Genomic DNA, 24,491 nt, shown 5'->3' with positions numbered 1-24,491 from the left:
TATGCCCCTATCAGATACACAACCAAGCCAAGGGTTTATATTAGACTCTTATCATTTCTACCAAATTGCTAAAGACTCATACTACAAGTCTAGGCAGACTTTTTCTATTCACAGACAAAATGATGCTTTAGTAGCGATCGTTTTTGCAGCCTTATCTCTTGAGGCGTTTATTAATGAGCTTGGTGCTATTGCTACGGATGCAAAAGCTGACGGATATAACGAAAATTTTCTCGATAATTTAATCGATGCGATCGATGAGTCTCAAAGAAATAAGCGCACACAAGACAAATTTATGTTGGCTAGTGAAGCCTTATCTAATAAGTTTGATCGGGGAAGATACCCATATCAGGATTTTGCCGATCTTTTTAGATTGCGAGATTGTCTGGTACATCTCAAACCACAGGATTGCATAGAAATTGATGAAAATAGAAATTGGCTTTATTCAGGCAGAAAGCTAATTGACCATTTGCGTAGTAAGAATATTGTTCAAACAAACACTTCAATTAAATCAATAACATTACTAATCAGCACTGCTCCGGCTGCTAAATGGGCTTGCGATACAGCTTCAGCGATGGTTAATGCGATTCTAGATAGAATCCCGGACTCAGAATTTAGCAGAGATAATGACGTAATTGCTTTTTACAAGATGATGTTTCAACCATTAGAGAAGGATGAACAACAACTATTAGAAGAGGAAAATTGCGATCGTCAAAATGCTATTCTTCAAGCAGATGAGTTACGCACAAGATTACTAGAAACCTATGGTGAGTTTCCTGATAGTGTTGAGTTAGTGCGTGAAGACAGGTCTAGGTAGCAGTGACAGAAATTGTAGTTGATAGTAGCGTAGCTATTAAGTGGTTTGTACCACAACCTTACTCAATAAAAGCACGCGAGATACTTGATGCTTACCAAAATGGTAGTCTGGTGCTACTTGTGCCAGATTTAATCTATGCAGAAATAGGCAACATCGTTTGGAAACTCCAGAGATTTCAAGGTATATCTGAGGCAGATGGACAAGCTATCCTTGACTCTTTCCAATTAATAAAATTTATAGTCACTCCATCAGCTTCACTACTTGGTGATGCTTATCATCTTGCTGTTACTCATCAAAGAACTGTATATGATTCACTTTATGTTGCTCTCAGCCTTCGACGACAATGCCAGTTCGTAACTGCTGATGAGAAGCTTGTTAATGCTGTAAGTGGTACTTTTCCGAATGTCGTTTCAATTACAACTTGGTCTTAAAAACTGAGCGAGGTAAAGTTCTTTAAGTTAATAAGTGAATAGCAGTCTAATAAAAGCTTGTGTAACAGCCTAGTATGGGTGATCTTTTTGACTCAGGTTAAGTTAAGAAAGGTATATTTTAGTAGCAATATGTAATAATAGGTGATTAAATATACACTAATTCTTGGTAAAGATTATTGTAAAGCTACGGAGATAGTTAGCTGTGAGTACCATATTTCTAGATGAATGCGGCTATACAGGTGAAGATTTATTGAATCCAGAACAGCCTATATTTACTTTGGCATCACTCAATTTACCTGAGTCAGATTGCCAAGAATTAAAGCGTACATTTTTCAGCAATGTTCAATCAACTGAGCTTAAATACTCCTCCTTATCAAGAAGACCTAGACAGCAACAAATGATCCTTGAGTTCTTAAAAGAACTTTCTAAAAAGCCTGAAATAGTTAAGTTTTTATATGCTCACAAACAATTTGTATTAGTTATTAAGATGGTGGAAATACTGGTTGAACCTGTTTTTTATGAAGGTGGAATAGATTTCTACGATAAGGGAGCTAATATCGGTCTTGCTAATCTTTTGTTCTATAGTTTGCCAGTTGTTGGAGGAATAGAATTTTTCAAAAATCTATTAATAAACTTTCAAGAAATGATGCGTTCAAGAACTGAAAAAGCTTACCAAGCTTTTTTCGATTCTATTCTAACTAATAACTCTTCTGAAGATATTAATGAACTTCTTAATTGTTTTCGAGAGAGTCACTCTTTATTTGGATACGAGTTATTAAATACTAGTCAACATCTTGATATTGCTGTAACTTGTACGTTCACTCTAATGTCTCTTTGGCGACAAGATCTAAATGATGATATTCTTCTAATACACGATAACTCTTCTGCTATGGCTAAAGAGAGAAAGATTTGGGATGTAATTGTCGATCCTAATCTTCCATCAGATGAAGTGGGCTACGACAGGAGAAGAATACAATTCCCAATACGAGTTGTCAAGACTTGCCCAGAAGATTCAAAGAAGTGGGCTGGATTACAACTAGTCGATATTCTTGCAGGTGCTTTTATGCGCTCTGTTATGTGGATAAATAAAGGTGAAAATGCTGATGATGATTTTGGTAAAAGTATTACAGAAATTATCGAGGGAGTTTTTCCTTTTTTCGGCATTTTTCCTGAACAAAAGTTTATGCCTGACGAGTTAGGTACAACAGGAGATAATGCTTTGCCTCCAGATGATTACCTAGTAAGTCTTTTTATGCAAAATCTATCAATACTTGAAAACGATGTGGATGAGTAACTGACGTAAGCGCCCAATTAACAAAAAAAACGATCGCCCTCTCCCCACAATCAAGAAAGAACGATCGCCCAAAAATTCAACACAATTCAACACAAGTAGAAACTGAGAAACTTATTTCACCAATCCCGAAACTGTAGCGATTTCTGTTTCGACAATTTGCGGAGAACTTAACAACCCTTTGGCATAAATTTGCCGATTGCTTTGGGCAATTTGGGTGTAAGATTGACGGATTTCAGCGTTTACTGCCACAGTTTTTACATCGTACAACTTGGTAGCTAATTTTGGATAGAAACCAATACCGATGATTAGAATCAAAAAGCTAGCGGCGATGAAGATTTCGCGGGGACTTGCATCTCTAAAGTGAGCATTTGCAGGTAACACGCAGCTAGTACCAAAACACACAGCTTCTTGATCTCCCGAAGCTTTTACAGTTCCATTACCCAAGTTGCAAGTAGGTGCTGCACCAGAGTTAAAGAACACTTGTCGCAACATCGAGAGCAAGTAGATAGGAGTAAGAATCACACCCACTGCGGCGAGGAAAACTGTCACAGTGCGGAAAGTAGAACTGTAGATATCGCCAGTAGTTACACCCACGAAAACCGAGAGTTCGCTAGCAAAACCGCTCATTCCAGGGAGTGCTAAAGATGCCATTGCGCCTGCGGTGAACAGAGCAAAAACTTTTGGCATTGCTCGACCAATTCCGCCCATTTCGTCTAATGCTAGTGTATGGGTGCGATCGTAAGTTACACCAGCCAAGAAGAACAACACCGCAGCAATCAAACCGTGAGAAATCATTTGCAGCATTGCGCCACTCACACCTAAATCAGTGTAGGAAGCAATACCCAGCAACACGAAACCCATGTGAGAAACGGAAGAATAAGCGAGGCGGCGCTTCATGTTAGTTTGACCAAAAGAAGTCAACGCACCATAGACAATGTTAACAACACCTAAGATTGCTAAAACTGGAGCAAAGTAAACATGAGCATCATTGAGCATTTCCATGTTCAGGCGAATTAATCCATATCCGCCCATTTTTAGCAACACACCAGCCAAAATCATCGATACAGGAGCCGAAGCTTCACCATGAGCGTCAGGTAGCCAGGTGTGCATCGGGAAAATCGCGAGTTTGACACCGAAAGCAATCAGTAAACCAGCATATAGTAACAGTTCTAGAACTAATGGGTAATTCCTGGTGGCGAGTTCTGCCATATCAAAGGTGAGATTGCCACCGCCATAAAGCCCCATTGCTAAGGCTGCTACGAGGATAAATATAGAAGCTAGTGCAGTATAAAGGATGAATTTTGTAGCTGCGTAACGACGTTTTGGGCCACCCCAGATGGAGACGAGCAAGTAAACGGGAACTAGTTCTACTTCCCACATGATGAAAAGTAGTAACAAATCTTGAGCGACGAAAACCCCAATCTGTGCCGAGTAGAGTACCAGCATCAGGAAGTAGAACAGGCGGGGTTTGCGATCGACCTGCCAAGCTGCCAAAATCGCTAAAGTAGTAACTAAACCTGCCAGAAGCACCAGCGGTACAGATAATCCATCAACTGAAACTGACCAGTTAAGACCTAACTGTGGCACCCAAGCATACTTTTCCGCGAGTTGAAAAGTAGCAGTGGTTGGATCGTAATGCTTCCAGAAGGCATAGCACATCAACACAAAATCTGCAATACCTACGCCGAGAGCATACCACCGCACGCGCTTGCCATCTTTGTCGGGCAATACGGGAATCAGCAGGGAAGCTACCAGGGGCAGCAGGACGATCGCAGTCAGCCAGGGAAATTGAGCTTCTATCATGGCCTTGAGCAAAAATACTTATTTAATCGATGTTTATATTGTATTAAACTTCGTAACAATTTAGTAACATTTTTTGATAAAACTTTTCCTCCCATAGGTATATAGACTTATCTATAGTTGGGAAGATGATAGAGATGGGGGAATACGATCGTAAATTGACCCGCTACAAAGTTTTAGGTGTCCCTGAAGTTTGGTTTTGGGAAGATGGTTTATTCAAGCTCTACCGTTTGCAAGAATCTGGATATGAGCAGATAGAGCGATCGGAAATTTTACCAGATTTGGATATTGACCTGCTGGCTCGTTGCGTGATGATGGTTTCTAAACTTGAAGCACTCAAAGCATTTCAACAGACAATTGCTAATAACGTAAGTTGCTAGTTATAAGATTAGTCTGATTCTTTGTACGTTGTTGGGCTTTAGCCCTCTTAGGAAAGGTGGCATTATAGGGCTAAAGCCCAACAACGTGCCTTTATGTAAATAACTAGCAACTTGCGTTAATAGTTAACGCCTCTGCCCCTCTGCCCGAAAAGATATAAAGTATTTTTGGGGGAAGTTTTTTAAGGTTTTATCCCATGCAACAGTTCTTATATCACATTTATTCTGGGAGAAAATATCTCCAACGTCTGTTTTTGTCCTTAGCGTTAGTGTTACTGGCAATGCAGAGTTTTGCTACACCAGCTAATGCCACAGGTGCTTACGATCTGCCCAATTTAGTAGCGGGAGAAAAAACTTGGATTATCGACCAAGCAGAAGTTCTCAGCCGTATTAGTGAGGGGCAAATTAACAACACTTTAGCGAATTTGGCGAAGGAAACTGGGAATGAGGTGAGATTTGTCACCATTCACCGCTTAGATTATGACGAAACCGCCCAAAGTTTTACCGATAAACTATTTGAAAGATGGTTTCCCACACCGGAAACGCAAGCTAATCAAACTTTGTTAGCGATCGATACTGTAACTAACACCACAGGAATTCGCACAGGGGAAAAAGTAAAATCTTTGATGTCGGATGAGATTGCCCAAAGTGTTGCTTCCGAAACGGTAGTGGTGCCTTTGCGACAAGGTGACAAATACAACCAAGCTTTTGTGGATGCTAGCGATCGTATTTCCGCAGTACTATCTGGTAAACCCGATCCTGGTGCGCCTGTAGTTGCCGACACTTTAAAAGTAGAAAGTACCTTTAAAAAAGCCGAAGAAACTGATACTGGCGGTTCAACTATTTGGGTTATTGGCTTGTTAATTGCTGCCACCGTAATTCCAATGGCAACCTACTACTGGTATCAGTCTATGGGTTCTTAATCCTGAACATACTCTTGACTAGTAATTAAAGCCAACTCAGCCCGGACAAACTCCCGCCCTAAATAGCCAGCATGATCTAAATAAGTGACGGGACAGGGCTGAGTTTCTTCCAAAATTTTTACACAAAGTTCCTTTGCAGTTCTGCCAGTATATAAAGTGGTGTGTGTCCGTTCCACCTTACCTTTTGCTGGAATTACTTTTCCGGTTTCTGGATCGACAGCTAAACCACGTTCATCAATTACATTAGTGTAATGTTTGGCGCAGATCAGTCCGGCTTCTCTATCTAAATAGATAATAAAATATCCGGCAGGGTCAAGCTTAATATCCCGTTGGGAAAGTCGATCGTCAATTAAGGCAAGGTCTTCTTTAGTTAAAGTCATTTTGGGCGAACTAGATGGCATAATTCCAAAAATTTAATCAACTCCGAATCTGAAAACGATCGCAAAACACAATCTTAACGATCATATCAAATTTACCAGTAATTTCGACTAAAACTACCGTTTTTCTCCGTTTCTTCTTTGCGTCCTTCGCGTCTTCGCGGTTCCCTAAAAAATATTCTGGGAACCCCAAAAGATACTATTCGTTTTCCAATTCCATCTTCAACTCAGGTTGACGCTGACTAAAAGGAATATCTAAATTAATTGCCTCGATTTGTTGCTGTTCAATTTGGTTGACTTCGCTAATGTAAGATTTGAGAATTTTGCTTAAGCGGGGGTGATAAAAGCGGTGCAAACTGTGGTTAGGAGTTGCGGGAAAACCACGCCGTTTTTTATGTTGTCCACCTGCGCCCGGATCGAACACTTGCACGCCATGAGCAATTCCCCATTCAATTGGGGTATAGTAACAAGCATCAAAGTGTAAACAATCGATTTCTTGAAAGCAACCCCAATAACGTCCGTAAAGTCGATCGCCCTTATAAACACAAAAAGACATTGCCATTGGTTGATGAGTATTTTGTTCGTTATAAGCAGCAACCAACAGAACGCGATCGCGATAACTAGAATAAAGTTGCTCAAAGAACTTTTTCGTTAAATATTTACTTCCCCACCAGCCAAACTTATCACAATGATGACTGTAGAAATTGTACATTTGCGTCAACAAAGGTTTAGAAATTTCCTCACCTGTTAAAGTACGAATTTGTAAACCTTCCTTTTCTACAGCTTTGCGTTCTCTTTTAATATTGCGCCGCTGATTGGCATTAAACACCCCTAAATAATCATCGAAAGTTTTAAAGCCTTCGTTTTTCCAGATGTAACTGTGGTGTAACCAACTAAAGAAACCGTGACGTTCCATTACCGATCGCCATTCTGGATCGACATAGAGGAAATTACAACCGGAAATTTGATTGCGATCGCAAAAATGATCGATCGCATTTACCATCATCGCAGTTAACTCATCCTCATCTTCCCCCGGCGCAATCAAAAACCGATACCCTTGGGCTGGAGTAAACGGAGTCATCCCCAACAATTTCGGATAATATTGAATCCCCAAACGGTTTGCCAAATCTGCCCATTGATGATCGAAGACAAACTCGCCATAACTGTGACTTTTAACATAAAGCGGGGCAGCCGCAATTAATTGTCGATCGCGCCACACAGTTAAATGGTTAGGTAGCCATCCAGTTTGTCCCTTAGCACTACCCGAACTTTCCATATTGTGCAGCCACTCCCACTCCAAAAAGGGAGTTTTTAAAGGCATTGCCAAAGCATCCCATTCAGATTGGGGGATTTCGGCAATGTTGTTAATCCAAGAAACCGAATACCAAGGCTTAATTTGTTCTACCATCTGGCCCAATAGGGAGCAAAAGTTCAAACTTTCTTTAAATTAATCCAATTCTGCTAACGTTGCAGCCGATAATGCAAGAATACCTCTTGCCCTACAGTTTCCACAGACAAAAGTTGCAACTTAGGAGCCAAATTTGCCAAAAAACCCGCACCTGCCACTGGAGTTGGCGCATTTTCTCCCCCTAAGATTAGCGGACAAACCGTAAGCCAAAATTCATCCACTAAATCTGCCGCTAGCAGGGAAGCCACCAGTGTCCCACCACCCAAAACCGCCACCTTTTGCAAACCCATTTCCGTGAGTTTTTCCCCAGCGGCTACCCAGTTAATCCCCCCCTCTACCATTTCAATTGCAAAGACTTTGTGAAACTCTATTTTTTGCTGCCAAAATTGGGAACCCTTAATAGTAGTGAATAACCAACGAGGAACTTGCTGTTGAAAGAAGCGCAACTGGGGGTCTATTTTTCCCGAACCCGAACACACAATATGAATGGGTTGACTTCTTTTACCTTGCAGTTCGCGTTGTTTAAGTAACACAGGATCGGTAATCATTAAGGTTGTACCGTATGCTCGTAGTGTACCAGCACCAAATAAAACCCCATCGACTAAAGCAATCTGTTTTTCTAAGTGCGCTCGATCAACCGCAGAACCAAATCTCGCCGGAGATGCCTGAGAGTCAGCAATTTTGCCGTCAGCACTCATCGCTAGAACTACAATGGTATGAGGGCGATTTGTTTGCAAAACTTAAAACCTCTCTCTTTTGCAATTTATCTTTGGGATGTCTCACTCGTTTTCGCCAGAAGAATAGCAGACAAGTTTCTTATAATGGTCGTTATCGATCGCTACGCAGTGAACTATCATTAGCGTATACCAGTTATCTAGTTTCAGGCATTGTACTCTTCTTCCTACGTGGCGACATAACCCTTAGTACTTGTCTGGTTGTCTGCTACTAAGTTACTACTTCCCTTTAACTATAATTTTTTAGAGACTCGCAATGGGTAAGCTAGGTCAATCTTCTTTTCGCCGCATTTTACTATCCCGTATCCTACTCTTAAGTGTACCAATATTATTAGTAGGGGAGTATGTAACATACAAAAAAGCTCGTTCTGCTTTGTTAGAAACTGCCCGCCAAAACTTAACAGAGAGTGCTGTGAGAAAGGGGGAAAGAATTGAAGAATTAATTGCTGCTTTGAAGTCTAACTTAATGGCAGCAAGTCAATCGGCTGTTCTCAAGTCTAATTCATCCATTCCCAGCAATCAAAAATTTATTTCTGAATTAGCCACTCAGTTACCAACTAGAATACAGTGTATACAATTAAGTAATTTTCAGACTGGTCAAGTTATCGCTGGTACTTGTGGGGAGAGTCCAATTGTTTCTCTACCTCCTAATTTATGGGCAAAAAAACAAACTGAATTACTGCCAGATTTGTCAAATGTATATGTGACGACTCAGGTTAGCAAAAAAGCCATAAATAATGTCAACACTCCCAGTAATACAAATCAGTTAAAACTGATTTTAAGCGCACCTGTTTATAATAGTGCTGGTCAACTCCAAAATGTACTAACTGTAAAATCTATAATCAACCAACAACAACGCGATCTCTCCGGCTCTCTTTACGGCAATACAGTAGTAATTGACCAAGATGGTACAATTTTAGAACATCCGCAAAAAGAGCGACAAGGAAAAAATATTTCTCAAGAGAGAGATGCTTCTAGGTTAGAAGCAATCATCAAAAATGCGATTAACGGACAACAATATTTTCTTCACTTATCAGACTTTCAAGATGAGGGAGTAGAATCAGTAGTTGGTTATTCAGCTATTCCTAGTCCTTTAAGTCAACAAAAAAATAGGAAATGGGTAATCTTAGCAGTTGCTAACATCGATAGTGCTTTGTATCGCCTAGAAGAGATTAAGCAAGTGTTATTAATTCTCACTCTAGGATTAATCGCTGCTATTTTATTAGCAACTTTATATTTATCCCGTGACTTAGCACGCCCTCTAGAACAATTAGGTGATTATGCTTTAAATGTTGGCAAAGATCGCTCAACAGTGAAACTTACCCCAACATTTAAAATTATGGAATTAAATCACTTAAGTGAATCTCTCGACAGTATGGTTGGGCGATTAACAATTTGGGCAGAAGAGTTAGAAAATGCTTGGAAAGAAGCGCAAACAGCGAACAAATTAAAAAGTGAATTTCTCGCTAATACTTCCCATGAATTAAGAACGCCTTTAAACGCGATTATTGGTTGTATTCGCTTGGTGCGTGATGGTTGTTGTGACGATCGCGAAGAAGAATTAGACTTACTCCAAAAAGCTGATGATGCGGCGATTCACCTATTACATATTATCAACGACATTCTGGATTTATCGAAGATTGAATCTGGTACACTTTCTGTAGTTATGCAAACTGTGGATGTGCGATCGATCCTCAAAGAAGTAGTTGATTTACAAATGGTTCATATTAATCAAAAAGGCTTACAATTATTATTTACCGTACCAGAACAACCAATTATCGTCCAAGCCGATCCAGCAAAATTAAAACAAGTTTTTCTCAATGTAATTGGTAACGCTGTAAAATTTACCGAAAAGGGTAGCATTATTATTACTACTACCTTAGAAGCAGTTCCCAGTAAACAAACCAATAATAACAACTATTGGGTATTGGTAAAAGTCAAAGACACAGGAATTGGTATACCAATAGAAGAACAAAAAAAATTATTCCGTCCCTTTGTTATGGCTGATGGAACTAGAACTCGTAAGTATGGCGGAACTGGGTTAGGTTTAGCAATTTCCCGCAAAATTATGGCACTAATGGAAGGTACAATTAATTTGCACAGTCCCGGTGTAGATTTGGGTACTACAGTAGAAATTTCTATGCCAATAGTTAGTTCTGGCTTTTTTGCAACTGGAACTGAATCCTTAACTGATAATAAAGCAGAAGTTCCTTCCGTAGGCGAAAGGTAAGTTACAAGGTTTGTTGTGACGACTTTAGTCGTACATTCCGGGCATAAAACGACTAAAGTCGCAACAACGAACCTGGTTTGTTGTGATGACTTTAGTCGTACATTCCGGGCATAAAACGACTAAAGTCGCGACAACGAACCTGGTTTGTTGTGACGACTTTAGTCGTACATTCCGGGCATAAAACGACTAAAGTCGCGACAACGAACCTGGTTTGTTGTGACGACTTTAGTCGTACATTCCGGGCATAAAACGACTAAAGTCGCGACAACGAACCTGGTTTGTTGTGACGACTTTAGTCGTACATTCCGGGCATAAAACGACTAAAGTCGCGACAACGAACCTGGTTTGTAGTGACGACTTTAGTCGTACATTCTTGGCATAAAACGACTAAAGTCGCGACAACGAACCTGGTTTGTAGTGACGACTTTATTCGTACATTCTGGGCATAAAACGACTAAAGTCGCGACAACGAACCTGGTTTGTTGTGACGACTTTAGTCGTACATTCCGGGCATAAAACGACTAAAGTCGCGACAACGAACCTGGTTTGTTGTGACGACTTTAGTCGTACATTCCGGGCATAAAACGACTAAAGTCGCGACAACGAACCAGACTTACGATAATTTAATTGGTTGTCCTCCTTGCTGTAATGATTGGGTTAAAGCATAGAGAATTTCTACTAATTTTGTTCCTATCCAGCCAGAGGAAACGGAAGAAGGCTGATTGTTTTGAACACAAGTAATAAAATGTTGGCACACTTGTTTTAGGGGTTCTACTTTAGGGACATCAACAACTTCAAAACTAAGATTCTCTGGATTAAATTTGTTACCAACTACGGCAAAGTTTCCCTTTTGAATTGACAAAGGTGCTGTTGTAGATAACTCGTCAAAAATTAATGTACCTTGACTACCAGCTACACCTAAACGCCGCTGTTTATCAGTATTCAGCCAACTAACATGGATAAATGCTTGGAAACCGCTAGGATAAGTAAGAGTTACCCAAACTAAATCATAAAGTGGATTTTCTGTTGCCTCTGTTGGTTGCAACCAAAGTTTACCAGTAGCTTGCACTTGAGAGGGAGTTTCTGATAACCAATTGTTTAAAATGGCGATATCATGAATTGCTAAATCCCACATGGCATCAACATCGTAACGCACAGGGCCTAAATTAGTTCTGGTAGCATAACCATAGCGTAAGTCTCCTAAAATTCCTTGTTCCATCACTTTTCTACCTTCAGCTACTACGGGATGAAACAGGTAAGTTTGATCGACTACAAGTTGGCGTTGTTGCTGTTCTGCTAAACGGCAAAGTTCTAAAGATTCTTGAGGATTAAGAGTTAAGGGTTTTTCGGCTAAAACGTGATAGCCTAAATTGAGAGCATCTGCTACTAATTCATAATGGGTAACGGCAGGAGTTGCAATTACTACAGCATTTAATTGGGGTAATTGTCGCACTTGTGACCATTGGGTTGCTAAAACTACGCTATCGTCGAATTGATGGCGCGATCGCAATTCCTCCAATCTATCCAAATTCGGATCGACTACAGCAGCTAAACGGACTTCAGGAAGCGCCAAAAAATTTCGCACCAAATGTACGCCCCAACGTCCAGCACCTAAAATCGCAATGTTAATGGTCATTTGCTTCCTTTAATTGCTCAAAAGCTACTTTAGCAGCAGCTTGTTCCGCCGCTTTTTTGGAATGTCCTTCTCCTCTTCCATAAGCTTTGTTATTCACTTTCACCACTGCTTTAAACATTTGAGCATTACCCTTAATTCGTTTCATTTCCATAACTTCATATATAGGCAAAACTTTGTAAACACTTTGGGTAAGTTCTTGCAATGCAGCTTTATAATTATGACGAGCCGGATCGGAGATAATTTCTGCGGCTAAATCTTTGAAATGAATATCGATCCAAGGACGAACTAATTGTAAATTTTGTGTACTCAAATAGAGAGCACCCATTACTGCTTCCAGAGCATCTGCTAATCTAGTTTCCCTTCCGGCGACATCGCCAGAGGCACTTTTATCTAATAGTAAATGCCGTTCTAATCCGTAACTGTCAGCGATTTTTGCTAAGATGCGATCGCTCACCAGTTCCGCACGAATACCAGAAAAATCACCTACAGAAGATTGCGGGTAATTCTCCCACAAAAACTCTGCCGCTGCTAACCGCACCACCGCATCACCCACAAACTCTAATTGCTCATAATTAGCTTCCGCTGAGAAAGTCGGATGAGTCAGCGCCAAGTCCAATAACTGCCATTTAACTGGTGCAGTTTCAGGTATTCCCAGTTTTTGCACCAAGCTTTCTAATTGACTTTGGCGACGGGGATAGCTGAGATTCATTACTACTGTTTGTTGTTTCCTTTCCAAAAAAAAATGGAGAGAGCAAGTCATAAGCCGGGTTCTGTTCTCTTAACTATACAAGCTAAGAGGGCAGTTATCTATCTGGGACACCTGTTACCAGATGCCTCTAGCGGTACTTAATGACGGAACTGGTAAAAGACCAACCATAGTTCCTTCCACCTTGCTCCCAACCGGGGTTTACCGAGCCAACGCCTCTCGACGTTGCTGGTGCGCTCTTACCGCACCTTTGCACCCTTACCAAAGATAGGGGATTGGGTATTGGGGATAGGGGATTGGGAAAATTCTTCCCTAGCACCCAGTCCCTAGCCCCCAGTCCCTATTCTTGGCGGTATCTTTCTGTGGCACTATCCTCACGATCGCTCGCACTGGGCGTTACCCAGCAAGTTCGGTCTTTCGGGAGCCCGGACTTTCCTCAGCATAGCTTTCGCTATTCCGCAACCGCCTACCCCTACTCTCTCCTTTATCTAGTTTACTGGGGAACGGGGAAGAAGAGATGGGGAGATGGGGAGATGGGGGGATGGGGGGATGGGGGGATGGGGAGATGGGGGGACTTTTGGGACTTTTGGGACTTTTGGGACTTTTGGGACTTTTGGGAAATTAATGAACTCAAAACTCTCCCCAATCTCCTCATCTCCCCACCTCCCCACCTCCCTACCTCCCCATCTCCCCACTTCCATATCTATTGCCAACAACTCGTTGCATTTTGGGTATGGGAACTGAACTGTTTATTTCTGTTTCTGAGTCATCTTTAATTGTGGAGAAATTCTCGAACCAACCCCTGCGCCAGAAGAAGTAAACTAAACCAGCACCGATCGCTATCATTACAGCCCAGCAAGCTGGATAACCCCAATACCAATTTAACTCTGGCATATTCCAGGGAGATTTGTCTGGATTAAAGTTCATCCCGTAGACTCCAGCAATAAAAGTTAGGGGAATAAAGATCGTAGAAATTACGGTTAATAATTTCATGATTTCATTCATTTTGTTGCTAATGGAGGAGAGATAAACGTCCATGAGTCCTGAACTTAATTCTCGGTATGTTTCTACAATATCGATGACTTGGACTGCGTGATCGTAACAGTCTCGCAGGTAAATCCTCACTTCTGGACTAATTAAGTTGCTACCATCTCGAATTAGAGTGTTGAGTGCATCTCTTTGGGGCCAGATGGCGCGACGCAGCGCTAATAATTCTCGCCTAATTTTGTAGATTTCTTGTAAAGTTTGTCGAGATGGATTGCTAACTACTTCATCTTCTAATTCTTCAATACGTTCCCCGTAAGCTTCTAAAACGGGGAAATAACCATCAATAATTGCATCTAAAAGGGCGTATGTTAAATAATCGGCTTTTCTTTGGCGAATGATGCCTTTGTTGTAACGAATGCGATCGCGCACTTTAGCAAAACAATCTCGTTCTGGTTCTTCCTGTACAGTAAGTAAATAATCTTCTCCTAACACAAAACTCACTTGCTCAATATAAAACCCATGACTGTTATCCTTGAGCATTACCATCCAAGCAATGATCACTATTTGCGAGTCAAAATCATCAACTTTCGGACGTTCGGGAACATTAACTACATCTTCCAAAACTAAGGCGTGTAGATGAAAAACTTTACTTAGTTTCAACCAAGTTTCTTCATTGCCTAATCCTAATACATCTACCCAAGAAACAGAATGAGTATCTAAATAAGGCGCACATTCTTCTGGGTTGTTAATTTTTAACCTAGTGGCTGAAGCTTCACTGTAATCTATTAACACAATATCTGGCGGTGGTGCATCGGAGGGTAGATCGATCGTTCCCGGCAGACTACCTGGTTCATCATAGTTGTAATCAAAGTAATCTTCTTCCTCTTCCTCTTCTATATCAGGATTTATATTCAGCGTTGCTGATGCAAAGGTTCTTTCTACCATATCGGTTCAGATCAAATAAATAGTACCTGACCGTAATCTTACAACTAGATCCCCGACTTCTTGAAGAAGTCGGGGATCTGAGGAGACTAGATCCCCGACTTCTTCAAGAAGTCGGGGATCTGAGGAGTAGCGATTTTACTCAAACATTGGCGACATTACATCATGCCCATGCCGCCCATGCCGCCCATGCCACCCATGCCGCCCATGCCGCCCATGCCGCCCATGTCAGGCGCACCACCAGCAGGTTTTTTCTCAGGTTTTTCTACAACTAAAGCTTCAGTTGTTAACACCATGCCTGCAATAGAAGCGGCATTTTGCACAGAAGAACGAACTACTTTTGCCGGATCGATAATTCCAGCAGCAATCATATCTTCAAATTTGTCATCCAGTGCATTGTAACCAACATTAAATTCGGTTTCGCGCACTTTTTCGACAATTACTGAACCTTCAACACCAGCATTATCAGCAATTTGACGCAAAGGTGCTTCTAATGCTTTGGCAATAATTTCTGCGCCAATTTTTTCTTCGGTATCCAAACCATTTTTAAATTCATGGACTTTTTTAGCCAAATGAATTAAGGTGGTTCCGCCTCCGGGAACAATGCCTTCATCTACCGCCGCTTTGGTAGCATTCAAAGCATCTTCAATGCGTAATTTGCGGTTTTTCAATTCAGTTTCGGTAGGAGCACCGACTTTAATTACTGCTACACCACCTGCTAATTTAGCAATCCGTTCTTGTAGTTTTTCTTTGTCGTATTCGGAGTCGGTTTCTGCTAGTTGTTTTCTAATTTGCCCGATGCGTTTTTGTACGTCGTCTTTGGTTTCTGTTCCAGCAACGATCGTAGTGCTGTCTTTATCACAGGTGATTTTGCGGGCAGTTCCCAGCATTTCCAAAGTAACAGTATCTAAGCTTAATCCTACTTCTTCGGAAATCATTTGTCCGCCAGTGAGAACGGCGATATCTTGTAACATTGCTTTGCGGCGATCGCCAAATCCCGGTGCTTTAATTGCTACTGCACTCAAAACACCTCTAGCTTTGTTTACCACTAAAGTTGCTAAAGCTTCACCTTCCACATCTTCAGCGATTACCAATAATGGTTTACCTAAGCGAGCAATTTTTTCCAAAACAGGCACTAATTCCTGAATGGAATTAATTTTTTTATCGGTGATTAAGATGCGAACATCGTCATATTCCACCATCATTCTTTCGCCGTTGGTGACGAAGTAGGGAGACATATAACCGCGATCGAGTTGCATCCCTTCTACTACTTCTAATTCTGTAGTCAAAGATTTGGATTCTTCAACGGTAATCACGCCATCTTTGGTGACTCTTTCCATCGCTGAAGCAATCATTTCCCCAACTTCGGTGTCGTTACCTGCGGAAACGGTGGCAACTTGTGCGATCGCAGTTCCTTCTACAGGTTTAGCAACAGCAGCGATTTCGTCAACTAATTTAGCAACAGTTTTGTCAATTCCGCGACGAATCGCCACCGGATTTGCCCCAGCAGCAACGTTTTTCAAGCCTTCACGAATCATCGCCTGTGCCAAAACAGTCGCGGTTGTGGTACCATCTCCAGCAGTGTCTTTGGTTTTGGAGGCAACTTCCCGAATCAGTTGAGCACCAGTATTTTCTAAGGGATCTTCTAATTCAATTTCCTTAGCAATGGTAATCCCGTCGTTAACGATATCGGGTGCGCCAAACTTCTTCTCTAATACAACGTTACGACCTTTTGGCCCCAAGGTAATCTTCACAGCATCTGCCAGGGCGTTCACACCCCGTTCTAATGCCCGTCTTGATTCTTCATTGAATGCTACGATTTTTGCCATATTTATTTCATTCTCACTTCCATTAGTCAATTTAGCACTCTCAGCGTCAGAGTGCTAACCTAAGTTGGTGAGCAAACGTTGATTTTTATTTTCTCCGGTTGAGCCAGTCGTCGCCACCTGGTAGCTGTGCTAATTTTTCTTCAATTAGGGCTGGTAGTTCTTTGGCAGAATGGGTATAGGTGAGGGTGAGTAGTTCGATCGCTCTTTCCAGCAGTTGCGATTTATTTAACATTTCCGAAAGTTGAGAGCGGGTATATTTTCCTTCGAGTACTTCTTCGCTGGCATCTGCGATCGCATTTTCCAACACTTCTTCCTCAATCAAATTCTCCCATTCATCTTCATTAATATAGTAAGAAGTTTTATTATCTTTAAGATTCAACTTTTTAATTTCGCGGATTGAGTTACGAATTGAATTCGCCCAAGAACCTGTTAAGCGTTGTTCAATTTGATTTTTAATCAAATGAATTAACAAAATGACTAGATGAGATTGAATTGTCCGCAAAATTGCTTGTTTACTCATGCCTTCTAACTCATCTACGATCGCCAAAGCATCGCTGTAACGCCCCTCTAAAATACTGGTTCTTAAATCTATCAGTTCTTGTGTCATATTTTTTCACCTCTTCAACTTAATTTATGATTTATATTCAGTTATAGTCTGCTTCATCTTCTTTAAAAAGATGGGATAACCAGTGTTTCTAGCGATTGAATTATGTACGATCTAGACGACAAAGCATTAATCAGCTTTTGATCGGCAGTCACTAGGGGAATATTTAAACGATTTGCTAGTTCTACATAGCAAGCATCATAAACAGCAATTCCACAAGATATTGCTATTTCCATAGATTCTGAAATTAAACTGAAAGTATCGATAACTTGTAAATCAAGTTGTTTCAAATTCTCTAAGCTATTTTTCGCTTCTTGCGGAGGATACGCAGCAAGGCGAACGTACTGCCAAAGAACGTTGGCACATTCTGCATAAAAAAATTCTGGAATATAAAACTTAGCTGGTTTATTGGCTTGTAGTAAATCGAGTAATGCGATCGCTTTATCGGAAAAAGGCTGATTAATATAAAGTTTCACTGCAACATTAGCATCAAGAACACATTCAAATGAGTATTCAGTCATCATATCCCCGCAGCTTTCTTAGCAAAGTGACGCTATCTGGAATTTCTTCCAGAGGTTGCCATTGGTGTTGGCGTATCTCTGCTAAAAGTTTTGCTTGTTCATTTCGTCTTTCGAGTAGCTTAAGTGCCTCATCTACGATTTCTTCGGCACTTTTATACTTACCTGTTGCCAACTGAGACTGAATAAAATTTTCTCGTTCTGGTGGGATACTAATATTCATACTTTTATTCAAATCTTGATAGCCGATATATATAATTATATTATAATTTTAATCAAATTTTCAACAGTATAAGTAAAAACATTACCCAATCTATAATTCTCTTCAGCTTCTTTAGCTCTTGATGCAATTTGACTCCTTCGTAATTCGATCATCCTTTTGCTAAGAATTTCAGCGATATAAGACTGCTCCTCAAAATCCAGATTAGATATAGCTTGCAAAATATCATTTACCTGAGTTGATGTCTTCATGGCTTTAGGATATCTCTTAACTCAATTTATACCTCTATTATCATAACTTTTTTTCTACTTCCTCCAAAGGCAAATCGAGAACTTGGGCAATTTGCTCTGCTGTTAACCCAACTTTTACTAATTTCGGTATCGTTTCCAATTTAGCTAGTTTTCGTCCAGTTTCAATATTGTTAGATGTGCCATTAATATTTGTAGGACTTTCTGAAATAATTGATTCTAAATTTTCTAAGTTTTCTGATTTTTCGTTAACTTGTGAAGTATTACGACAAAGATTAATGTTACCACCAATAAGTGAATTTCCAATAATTTTATATTGATATTTATCAATTCCTAATCTTTCAACAGAAGCCCGAAAATTCGACTTATTCACCTCTTCTCCCAAAGCTTCAGAAAGAATTTCCCAAAGTGCATAAGCCTCATCTTTTGCATGACCTCGCGTACACTGATATTCTTTAGCAATCTCAGCATATTTCTGATTGTTGAGAACGCCTTTAATAATTGCTCTTTGCAGACTATCAAGATGTTTACCAGTTTGAGCGAACATCAGTTCATCCAAATATTTCAACACCTCTGTTACGTCCATAGTCTGAGCATTAAAACCTAATTTATCCGCCATTATCCGCTACAATCCGCCCCTTGTAAACATATTTAATATAACTCCCGTCTTTTTCCGTCTTTTTCCGCCAGCCATAAGTGATGACACCTTTGAGTTGCTGAGAATAAAGTAAAAAAGATTACTTGATCGAACCTTTCAGTATTAACTTAAATCCAGAGTATGAAGCAGATAAACATTCAATTTTTTGCCACAGTTGTTATTACCACTACAACATTTGGTTTGCTACAACAACCCAGTCTTGCTCAAAGAATGGGTATTCCTGATGGTTATTTTGCCCGTCAAGGCTCAGTTTATGCTAGATCGGGTGGTATAATTTGCGGATTTAAAAAACCAGGACATCTTGAAATTTATAGAAGAGCAAATCCACCAGCACCAGATATAAATATAACAAACTTTACTTCTTACAGGTATATCGGGCATTGTCCAACTCCAGCATCGTATTTTGCACAAGGAGGTTCAGTGTTTTATACTGCTGGGGATGGTAAATTCTGTGGTTTTAGGAACCCTGACGCATATAACGAATACCAAAGTTATTACAGAGTACCTAATGTTGGTGTAATTAGTAGCAAACCCAGCCGACTTTATGCGGTATATGGGTAGGTGTCCATCGCCTCAGTAATCGTTATCGAGGAAATAGCGATAACGATCGCACTTCCCTAAATTCACCCAAAAAAAGGCGATACTATAATAAAAATGAGTAAAAAAATCTTATTATTAAGCAGTATCCCCTCAACACGATCTCACAACCAGTTGTGGGTAGTGAGGCTAAAAAAATAGCTGATGCTATTAAATCAAGTGGTTATGTAGCTAACGATGCAGCTATAGCCACAGCAAAACGAATTGCCGATCGTCGTAAGCAACAGAAAAAACAGTAATGCCAGCAAGCGGTAAATTCGCTGGAATTGATTTTTCTCAAGCGGAAGTAGAAAAGCTAACCCCTGACTTGGAAGTTTCAGGTCAGGGATTTCCGCTTTCAGTACAATAAGAAAACAAGTTAAAAATTCGGATCATGAGCCAAACTACTAACTCGATCAACACAAAATTGATTGACTCTCTTGCTCAAATTATCCTCTCTCTTACCGACGAGGAACAGCAACTTTTAGCCCAAAAAATTCAGTATCCATCTTTATCTAATGAGGAACTTCAAAATAAAAGGGAAGTTTTACAGCGTGACATTGCTCTAGGTGTGAAACAACTTAAGAATGGAGAATACACTGAGTATGATGATTCCACTTTACCCAATTTACTTGATAACATCAAAATGCGGGGCAAGCAGCGACTTCAGCAGGAGCAATCCCAGTGAACCGTTATCGTTTGTCACGACAAGCAGAGCAAGACTTAGAAGATATTTGGGTTTATATAACACAGCAAGATGAACTCTTAGCTGACAAACAAATTGCCCAAATTTTGGATCGATTCCCTATGCTGTCTCAATTTCCTAATATGGGTAAGCAACGAGACGATTTGATGACAGGACTCAGGAGTTTTCCTGTTAAGCCATACATTATTTTTTACAATAAAATTGCAGATGGTATCGAAATTGTCAGGGTTTTACATCAAGCAAGAGATATTGACAGTCAGTTTTAGCGATCGCACTTCCATAACTTCACCAATAAAAAAGGCGATCGCCTATAATCCACCTAGAGCCAACAAAATCAAACTATGTCAGTTGTAGAAGCTAAGGTCTATGTAGAGTATCGGAGAGGCAACATTTGATGCTATGCCTCAACCTTTCCAACAGGACGAGCCAAATTTATATCACAAATTAATATCAGCTAAAGGCAAAAGGGCTAAAATAACCAAGTAAAAGATCAGATATGAATAAACTATTTTTTTCCAGCGTACTTCTAGCTATAATTTGTTCAGTTCAAAATTCATCATTTGCCCAATCATTGCCTAGATTGCGGCGAAATATGAATTATGCTCAAGTCAGAACTATGTTAATTCAGCGTGGCTGGCAACCTGTAGTTAATTCCGAACAAGTGAATAATCGAGTTCCGAACAGCACGATCGATTCTTTAATCAAAAAAGGCTATACCGAAATTGTTGATTGTTCAGGAACAGGATTAGGGCTTTGTTTGTTTCAATTTAGGAATGCTAAAGGTCAAAATCTTTTTGTAACAACGATCGATAATCAGTCTGGACAAGAGAGTAAGATCTATGGTTGGAGGATTGAGTAACTAATTTTATTCCTATAGTTAATACTTCAGCAAAAAAAGAAGCGATCGCTTTGTGGTATCATGTCTTCCATTAATTTCTATTTTTACCAGGAAAATTGAAAATAGTGGATACTTTACCTGACAACTACGCAGACACCAACAAGTTGCAGCCGAAAACCTGGAAAGTTATTAATCTACTGGCTTTCTTTGCGATCGCTTATGGCATCATTATCCGTTTAGCGCAGTACATCAGCAACCGTTCTTTATGGGGAGACGAAGCATATATCGCTCTAAACATCGTCAATCGCTCTTACTTAGAATTACTGCAACCTTTGGATTACGATCAAGCAGCCCCTCCGGGATTTTTGTGGGTAGAAAAGTTGGTAGTGCAGTTATTTGGTAATAATGAATATTCACTGCGATTGTTTCCTTTGATTGCAGGAATAGTTTCTTTATTGGCGCTTTATCAACTAGGAAAATGGACTGTATCTGCGATCGCTCTACCCATTGCCTTAATTTTGTTCGCTTGTTTGAAATATCCGCTTTACTATGCTACCGAAGTTAAGCAATATTCTAGCGATCTCATGGTAGGATTGTTGCTTTGTTTGTTGTTGATTCCGTTGCGCGATCGGATTCTGAAAAAAAGTAAAGTTTTCTTACTCGGATTCCTGGGAATACTTGCGATGTGGTTTTCTCATACTGCTATTTTCCCATTAGGAGGAGTTGAGTTAGCCTGTCTAATTACTAGTTCTGCTCAAAAACGAAAAGCGATCGTAATTAATCGCTTACCAGCTTATTTAATTTGGCTAATTGGTTTTGCACTTTACTACTTTTTCATCATCTCCAAATCGATGAAAAATGAGTCGCTACAATCCTCTTGGAGTCCAGAATATCCCAAAAGTATTTTTGATATCCTTTGGTTGCTAGACTCTTTCGGCAGATTCTTTCATAAACCATTAGGTTTTGCTGGCATAGCAGATGGAATTGCTATTTTCACCTTGGTTATTGGTGGCATTATTTTATATAGAAAAAACCGGATTAAGTTGTTAATTTTAATTTCTCCTATACTGGCTACTTTAACTGCTACTTATTTACATAAATATCCCTTTCGGACTCGCTTAATTTTGTTTTTAACACCATATTTTATCTTAATTATTGCTGAAGGTGCGGCTTTTCTTTTGTCTCAGGTGAATTTTGCCACATTTAACCAAAACCTGAGACGAAAGTATGTGGGAATCTGCGGTATAATTATTAGTTGTTTACTAATTTTAACCCCTGTATTTGAAGCTGGAGGATTCTTAATTAAACCAGAAACTAAATACGAAGTTCGTTCAGTCATTGCCTATATCAAAGAACATCAAAAACCGAAAGATGTGCTGTTTGCTGATGGGGGAGGAACTTCAGCGCAGTTGGAATATTATGCAGGGAAATATGGGTATTCTAAATCTCAATATGTGCTTGGGTATAATGACTTTTTGAAAAAAGAGGCAATATCTGACCAAGTTTGGACAGACTACCGACGGCAATTTAGTCAACTACAAAATCAACCGCGAGTGTGGTTTTTGTTCTCTGGAATTGGGTTAAAAGATAAAAGAAAAGAGATAGTTGAACCTCGACTCGATCGCATAGGTCAAAAAATCGATTATTTCGCTCAACCGGGAGCTTTTACTTATCTTTATCATTTGTGGCTTAGTTTTTAGCTGAAGTTGCTAAGTACAATTTTGTGGAGTAAATGAGGCGAACTCGACCTTGATTGTCACAAAACCGATCGCGAAATTCCCCCAACTGTAAAATCAACTTTTCCAAAGCAGTACCCCCTTGAGGAGTAAAACCTTGACTTCTCGCTAACCCAACTAATCCGGCTAAGTGCAAATGCTGCTCAAAAGTAAAAGTGTAACGATGCAGATCTTTAAAATAGGGAAGCCACAATCCTTGCCAAAATAGTTGATAGCGTAAAGTTTTGAATAGAGCTTTTATTGATGGTGGAGATGAGGTTTGCTTTTGGCGATCGCTACTTGCCGCAAACAGTAACTCAGTATAAGCTTTAGAAGTAATATCTTTTTGTTCCCAAAAGTTCCAAACTAAAGCCAATCTTCCCCCAGGTTTAAGAATTCGATGAAACTCCTCAAGGCTTTTCATCAAATCAAACCAATGGAATGCTTGAAAAGAAACTACTAAATCTACAGATGCCGTTTTAAGAGGAATTTCTTCGGCAGTTCCAGTCAAAAACTCCAGCCTTTCATGAGATGTTGCAGCGTTAAGCATATCAGCATTAGGTTCGATCGCCAACACCCGAACACCTCGATTTGCCAGCAACCTCGAACCAATTCCTGTACCAGCACCAATATCAGCAGCTAATAATTGATTCGGAGGGTTTAAACCTGACAAAATTTTGTCAATTGCTGAACTTGGGTAAAGAGGACGATATTTTTCGTAATCTTCACCCAAATTACAAAAGTAACTCAAAGGGTTAGTTACTGAGTCTTTAGCGTTGGAAAAATTGAAACTCATTTATTTTTTCACCGCTTTGATAAATTTCCTCTTAGCAAAAGCCTGACCCACTAACCGAGAGATGAAAATTATGCCAGAAGTTGCCAGACGATAAGTTTTACGCATAACATCTAGCAGAAAATAAGGCACTCTTAACCGCAGTGGATAGAACAGGGGAAGGTATAGCCAATAGTATGCTCGTTTGAGATCGTCCCACTTAGTACAAGTTTCCAGATGCAAGAAGTCAGAAATATCTACAACTAATCCTCTTCCTTCATACAGCATCACATTGCGACCATGAACATCATGTGGGTAAAGTCCGCGACTCCTAGCATAGTCCAAGGCTGCATCAATATCTTGTATCACTTGTTTGGGAATTGGGATACCTTTGTGAAGGCAATCGTAGAGCGTGACTCCATACAACCGCTTGAGGACTAAAACGCCATTTTCCCCATAGAAACACTCAGAAAATGCTGGATGAGAACCTAAGCGACGGTAGACTTCTAACTCTTCTTCAAAACCCGGACGCGAAGGTGCGTAAATCTTGACCACTACTTCTGGATAATTGGGATGACAGACGACTGCGGCATAGTTCCCCGTACCAATAAGTTGCCAGGGTGCAGGCAAATGATTCACTACTACTGGATCGTGGGGATCGATGCTCTCAATTTGTAGTCCAGGTAGTAGTTCAGTGTGAATAGTCTTAATTAGCTGATTGATGTGCAGTTGTTCCATACAAACCTTCATATCCGGTTAGGCGATAACCCAAGAACATAAGCGATCGTAAATAATCTACACCTTTCACAACTCTAATTCCTACTTCTGGAACCCCCACAGGTCAACTGACCATAGCCAAAACTTATCTCCACTGTCAGCAAGACATATACCATAACTCGTTTAATTTGTTGACATATCCTAAACAATTCGTTACACTTATTTACATAAGGTAATAAAAGAGAGAGAGAGAAACAAATGTACACTACTGATGACAGAGGGATTTTGAACAACTACGCTGTTGAACCCACCGTTTACTATGCTGAGTACCCTTCACAAGAGCAACAGCAACGTTACCTTTTCCAAGGTGCGGTAGCAGTTCTGTTGGTTAGCCTGTTAGTTTTGACTGCTTTTGGGGTTAGCTAAGGATT

Annotated in this window: 28 protein-coding genes and 1 other RNA gene; 13 read left to right on the top strand and 16 right to left on the bottom strand. The window is 40.2% G+C overall.

Annotation, left to right across the window (positions count from 1 at the left end):
* Nucleotide 1: 1 nt before the first annotated feature.
* The 3 genes from ACE1CI_RS30545 to ACE1CI_RS30535 all read left to right on the top strand — a co-directional run bounded on the left by ACE1CI_RS30545 (nt 2) and on the right by ACE1CI_RS30535 (nt 2,539).
* Nucleotides 2–814: a hypothetical protein gene (locus ACE1CI_RS30545; protein WP_413266790.1), complete on the top strand. Its 813-nt coding sequence runs from the start codon at nt 2–4 to the stop codon at nt 812–814.
* A gap of 2 nt (nt 815–816) precedes the next feature.
* On the top strand, nt 817–1,245 hold the full coding sequence (locus ACE1CI_RS30540; RefSeq protein WP_413266789.1) for a type II toxin-antitoxin system VapC family toxin: 429 nt from the start codon (nt 817–819) through the stop codon (nt 1,243–1,245).
* Between the two features lie 202 nt (nt 1,246–1,447).
* On the top strand, nt 1,448–2,539 hold the full coding sequence (locus ACE1CI_RS30535) for a DUF3800 domain-containing protein (protein ID WP_413266788.1): 1,092 nt from the start codon (nt 1,448–1,450) through the stop codon (nt 2,537–2,539).
* Nucleotides 2,540–2,650: 111 nt separating this feature from the next.
* On the opposite strand, the gene ACE1CI_RS30530 is transcribed toward ACE1CI_RS30535, so the two are convergent.
* The gene (locus tag ACE1CI_RS30530; protein WP_413266787.1) at nt 2,651–4,342 is read right to left on the bottom strand and encodes an NAD(P)H-quinone oxidoreductase subunit 4; all 1,692 of its coding nucleotides are present in this window, start codon (nt 4,340–4,342) and stop codon (nt 2,651–2,653) included.
* Between the two features lie 134 nt (nt 4,343–4,476).
* Between ACE1CI_RS30530 and ACE1CI_RS30525 the strand changes: the two genes are divergently transcribed.
* Both ACE1CI_RS30525 and psb32 read left to right on the top strand, forming a co-directional pair.
* On the top strand, nt 4,477–4,719 hold the full coding sequence (locus ACE1CI_RS30525; protein WP_496615930.1) for a hypothetical protein: 243 nt from the start codon (nt 4,477–4,479) through the stop codon (nt 4,717–4,719).
* Nucleotides 4,720–4,913: 194 nt separating this feature from the next.
* A complete protein-coding gene (psb32, locus tag ACE1CI_RS30520) occupies nt 4,914–5,639 on the top strand; it encodes a photosystem II repair protein Psb32 (protein WP_413266785.1) in 726 nt (241 codons plus the stop codon).
* Here psb32 and ACE1CI_RS30515 read toward each other — a convergent pair.
* The 3 genes from ACE1CI_RS30515 to ACE1CI_RS30505 form a co-directional block, all read right to left on the bottom strand.
* The gene (locus ACE1CI_RS30515) at nt 5,636–6,019 is read right to left on the bottom strand and encodes a DUF4346 domain-containing protein (RefSeq protein ID WP_413266836.1); all 384 of its coding nucleotides are present in this window, start codon (nt 6,017–6,019) and stop codon (nt 5,636–5,638) included. The genes psb32 and ACE1CI_RS30515 overlap by 4 nt on opposite strands.
* A gap of 196 nt (nt 6,020–6,215) precedes the next feature.
* Entirely contained in the window at nt 6,216–7,424 is a 1,209-nt protein-coding gene (locus ACE1CI_RS30510; RefSeq protein ID WP_413266784.1) for a GNAT family N-acetyltransferase, read from the bottom strand.
* 53 nt (nt 7,425–7,477) lie between these two features.
* Complete coding sequence (locus tag ACE1CI_RS30505; RefSeq protein ID WP_459564129.1) at nt 7,478–8,161, bottom strand: RibD family protein; 684 nt, start codon at nt 8,159–8,161, stop codon at nt 7,478–7,480.
* Nucleotides 8,162–8,414: 253 nt separating this feature from the next.
* On the opposite strand from ACE1CI_RS30505, the gene ACE1CI_RS30500 reads away from it, so the two are divergent.
* Nucleotides 8,415–10,388 carry a sensor histidine kinase gene (locus tag ACE1CI_RS30500; RefSeq protein WP_413266783.1) on the top strand — a complete coding sequence of 658 codons (1,974 nt, stop codon included), beginning with the start codon at nt 8,415–8,417 and terminating at the stop codon, nt 10,386–10,388.
* 613 nt (nt 10,389–11,001) lie between these two features.
* Here the strand turns inward: ACE1CI_RS30500 and ACE1CI_RS30495 are convergent.
* The 10 genes from ACE1CI_RS30495 to ACE1CI_RS30450 all read right to left on the bottom strand — a co-directional run bounded on the left by ACE1CI_RS30495 (nt 11,002) and on the right by ACE1CI_RS30450 (nt 18,664).
* Nucleotides 11,002–12,024, bottom strand: coding sequence for a Gfo/Idh/MocA family protein (locus tag ACE1CI_RS30495; protein WP_413266782.1), 1,023 nt, complete (start codon nt 12,022–12,024; stop codon nt 11,002–11,004).
* Nucleotides 12,014–12,733, bottom strand: coding sequence for a ribonuclease III (gene rnc, locus ACE1CI_RS30490; RefSeq protein WP_413266781.1), 720 nt, complete (start codon nt 12,731–12,733; stop codon nt 12,014–12,016). The genes ACE1CI_RS30495 and rnc overlap by 11 nt, the downstream gene beginning before the upstream one ends.
* A gap of 35 nt (nt 12,734–12,768) precedes the next feature.
* An RNA gene (rnpB, locus tag ACE1CI_RS30485) (RNase P RNA component class A) lies at nt 12,769–13,209 on the bottom strand.
* Between the two features lie 196 nt (nt 13,210–13,405).
* Entirely contained in the window at nt 13,406–14,662 is a 1,257-nt protein-coding gene (corA, locus tag ACE1CI_RS30480) for a magnesium/cobalt transporter CorA (protein WP_413265184.1), read from the bottom strand.
* Nucleotides 14,663–14,817: 155 nt separating this feature from the next.
* On the bottom strand, nt 14,818–16,488 hold the full coding sequence (gene groL, locus ACE1CI_RS30475) for a chaperonin GroEL (protein ID WP_413265185.1): 1,671 nt from the start codon (nt 16,486–16,488) through the stop codon (nt 14,818–14,820).
* An 85-nt stretch (nt 16,489–16,573) separates the two neighbouring features.
* A complete protein-coding gene (locus ACE1CI_RS30470; protein WP_413265186.1) occupies nt 16,574–17,095 on the bottom strand; it encodes a DUF29 family protein in 522 nt (173 codons plus the stop codon).
* A 62-nt stretch (nt 17,096–17,157) separates the two neighbouring features.
* Nucleotides 17,158–17,616 carry a type II toxin-antitoxin system VapC family toxin gene (locus ACE1CI_RS30465; protein WP_413265187.1) on the bottom strand — a complete coding sequence of 153 codons (459 nt, stop codon included), beginning with the start codon at nt 17,614–17,616 and terminating at the stop codon, nt 17,158–17,160.
* The gene (locus tag ACE1CI_RS30460) at nt 17,606–17,833 is read right to left on the bottom strand and encodes a ribbon-helix-helix domain-containing protein (RefSeq protein WP_413265188.1); all 228 of its coding nucleotides are present in this window, start codon (nt 17,831–17,833) and stop codon (nt 17,606–17,608) included. The genes ACE1CI_RS30465 and ACE1CI_RS30460 overlap by 11 nt, the downstream gene beginning before the upstream one ends.
* A 35-nt stretch (nt 17,834–17,868) precedes the next feature.
* Nucleotides 17,869–18,081, bottom strand: a complete 213-nt coding sequence (locus ACE1CI_RS30455) for a hypothetical protein (protein WP_413265189.1) — start codon at nt 18,079–18,081, stop codon at nt 17,869–17,871.
* Nucleotides 18,082–18,121: 40 nt separating this feature from the next.
* Entirely contained in the window at nt 18,122–18,664 is a 543-nt protein-coding gene (locus ACE1CI_RS30450) for a helix-turn-helix domain-containing protein (protein ID WP_459564075.1), read from the bottom strand.
* A 192-nt stretch (nt 18,665–18,856) separates the two neighbouring features.
* On the opposite strand from ACE1CI_RS30450, the gene ACE1CI_RS30445 reads away from it, so the two are divergent.
* The 6 genes from ACE1CI_RS30445 (at nt 18,857) to ACE1CI_RS30420 (ending at nt 22,556) form a co-directional block, all read left to right on the top strand.
* Entirely contained in the window at nt 18,857–19,297 is a 441-nt protein-coding gene (locus ACE1CI_RS30445; protein ID WP_496615929.1) for a hypothetical protein, read from the top strand.
* Nucleotides 19,298–19,449: 152 nt separating this feature from the next.
* Nucleotides 19,450–19,572, top strand: a complete 123-nt coding sequence (locus tag ACE1CI_RS30440) for a hypothetical protein (RefSeq protein WP_413265192.1) — start codon at nt 19,450–19,452, stop codon at nt 19,570–19,572.
* Nucleotides 19,573–19,706: 134 nt separating this feature from the next.
* A complete protein-coding gene (locus ACE1CI_RS30435) occupies nt 19,707–20,000 on the top strand; it encodes a hypothetical protein (protein ID WP_413265193.1) in 294 nt (97 codons plus the stop codon).
* Nucleotides 19,997–20,284, top strand: a complete 288-nt coding sequence (locus ACE1CI_RS30430) for a type II toxin-antitoxin system RelE/ParE family toxin (RefSeq protein WP_413265194.1) — start codon at nt 19,997–19,999, stop codon at nt 20,282–20,284. The genes ACE1CI_RS30435 and ACE1CI_RS30430 overlap by 4 nt, the downstream gene beginning before the upstream one ends.
* Nucleotides 20,285–20,514: 230 nt before the next feature.
* A complete protein-coding gene (locus ACE1CI_RS30425) occupies nt 20,515–20,877 on the top strand; it encodes a hypothetical protein (RefSeq protein ID WP_413265195.1) in 363 nt (120 codons plus the stop codon).
* Nucleotides 20,878–20,981: 104 nt separating this feature from the next.
* Complete coding sequence (locus tag ACE1CI_RS30420; protein ID WP_413265196.1) at nt 20,982–22,556, top strand: glycosyltransferase family 39 protein; 1,575 nt, start codon at nt 20,982–20,984, stop codon at nt 22,554–22,556.
* Here ACE1CI_RS30420 and ACE1CI_RS30415 read toward each other — a convergent pair.
* Together ACE1CI_RS30415 and ACE1CI_RS30410 are read right to left on the bottom strand one after the other, a co-directional pair.
* Nucleotides 22,546–23,367 (bottom strand): class I SAM-dependent methyltransferase, encoded by an 822-nt coding sequence (locus ACE1CI_RS30415; protein ID WP_413265197.1) that lies wholly within the window; start codon nt 23,365–23,367, stop codon nt 22,546–22,548. The two genes, ACE1CI_RS30420 and ACE1CI_RS30415, sit on opposite strands and share 11 nt — an antisense overlap.
* Nucleotides 23,368–24,081 carry a serine/threonine-protein kinase gene (locus tag ACE1CI_RS30410; protein WP_413265198.1) on the bottom strand — a complete coding sequence of 238 codons (714 nt, stop codon included), beginning with the start codon at nt 24,079–24,081 and terminating at the stop codon, nt 23,368–23,370.
* Between the two features lie 237 nt (nt 24,082–24,318).
* Between ACE1CI_RS30410 and psb34 the strand changes: the two genes are divergently transcribed.
* Nucleotides 24,319–24,486, top strand: coding sequence for a photosystem II assembly protein Psb34 (gene psb34 / locus ACE1CI_RS30405; protein ID WP_413265200.1), 168 nt, complete (start codon nt 24,319–24,321; stop codon nt 24,484–24,486).
* The last annotated feature ends 5 nt before the right edge of the window (nt 24,487–24,491 follow it).

It is taken from the genome of Floridaenema flaviceps BLCC-F50 (assembly GCF_041929275.2).
GTDB lineage: Bacteria > Cyanobacteriota > Cyanobacteriia > Cyanobacteriales > Aerosakkonemataceae > Floridanema > Floridanema flaviceps.
This window is presented reverse-complemented; position numbering and strand designations above follow the sequence as displayed.

Bases quoted from the DNA above. Each gene is read 5' to 3' on its own strand.
- ACE1CI_RS30525 (WP_496615930.1), top strand. From the start codon at position 4,477: ATGGGGGAATACGATCGTAAATTGACCCGCTACAAAGTTTTAGGTGTC.
- rnc (WP_413266781.1), bottom strand. From the start codon at position 12,733: ATGAATCTCAGCTATCCCCGTCGCCAAAGTCAATTAGAAAGCTTGGTG.
- psb32 (WP_413266785.1), top strand. From the start codon at position 4,914: ATGCAACAGTTCTTATATCACATTTATTCTGGGAGAAAATATCTCCAA.
- ACE1CI_RS30530 (WP_413266787.1), bottom strand. From the start codon at position 4,342: ATGATAGAAGCTCAATTTCCCTGGCTGACTGCGATCGTCCTGCTGCCC.
- ACE1CI_RS30460 (WP_413265188.1), bottom strand. From the start codon at position 17,833: ATGAATATTAGTATCCCACCAGAACGAGAAAATTTTATTCAGTCTCAG.
- ACE1CI_RS30515 (WP_413266836.1), bottom strand. From the start codon at position 6,019: ATGACTTTAACTAAAGAAGACCTTGCCTTAATTGACGATCGACTTTCC.
- ACE1CI_RS30435 (WP_413265193.1), top strand. From the start codon at position 19,707: ATGAGCCAAACTACTAACTCGATCAACACAAAATTGATTGACTCTCTT.
- ACE1CI_RS30495 (WP_413266782.1), bottom strand. From the start codon at position 12,024: ATGACCATTAACATTGCGATTTTAGGTGCTGGACGTTGGGGCGTACAT.
- groL (WP_413265185.1), bottom strand. From the start codon at position 16,488: ATGGCAAAAATCGTAGCATTCAATGAAGAATCAAGACGGGCATTAGAA.
- ACE1CI_RS30465 (WP_413265187.1), bottom strand. From the start codon at position 17,616: ATGATGACTGAATACTCATTTGAATGTGTTCTTGATGCTAATGTTGCA.
- ACE1CI_RS30415 (WP_413265197.1), bottom strand. From the start codon at position 23,367: ATGAGTTTCAATTTTTCCAACGCTAAAGACTCAGTAACTAACCCTTTG.
- ACE1CI_RS30470 (WP_413265186.1), bottom strand. From the start codon at position 17,095: ATGACACAAGAACTGATAGATTTAAGAACCAGTATTTTAGAGGGGCGT.
- ACE1CI_RS30425 (WP_413265195.1), top strand. From the start codon at position 20,515: ATGAATAAACTATTTTTTTCCAGCGTACTTCTAGCTATAATTTGTTCA.
- corA (WP_413265184.1), bottom strand. From the start codon at position 14,662: ATGGTAGAAAGAACCTTTGCATCAGCAACGCTGAATATAAATCCTGAT.
- ACE1CI_RS30450 (WP_459564075.1), bottom strand. From the start codon at position 18,664: ATGGACGTAACAGAGGTGTTGAAATATTTGGATGAACTGATGTTCGCT.
- psb34 (WP_413265200.1), top strand. From the start codon at position 24,319: ATGTACACTACTGATGACAGAGGGATTTTGAACAACTACGCTGTTGAA.
- ACE1CI_RS30410 (WP_413265198.1), bottom strand. From the start codon at position 24,081: ATGGAACAACTGCACATCAATCAGCTAATTAAGACTATTCACACTGAA.
- ACE1CI_RS30545 (WP_413266790.1), top strand. From the start codon at position 2: ATGCCCCTATCAGATACACAACCAAGCCAAGGGTTTATATTAGACTCT.
- ACE1CI_RS30455 (WP_413265189.1), bottom strand. From the start codon at position 18,081: ATGAAGACATCAACTCAGGTAAATGATATTTTGCAAGCTATATCTAAT.
- ACE1CI_RS30445 (WP_496615929.1), top strand. From the start codon at position 18,857: ATGAAGCAGATAAACATTCAATTTTTTGCCACAGTTGTTATTACCACT.
- ACE1CI_RS30510 (WP_413266784.1), bottom strand. From the start codon at position 7,424: ATGGTAGAACAAATTAAGCCTTGGTATTCGGTTTCTTGGATTAACAAC.
- ACE1CI_RS30500 (WP_413266783.1), top strand. From the start codon at position 8,415: ATGGGTAAGCTAGGTCAATCTTCTTTTCGCCGCATTTTACTATCCCGT.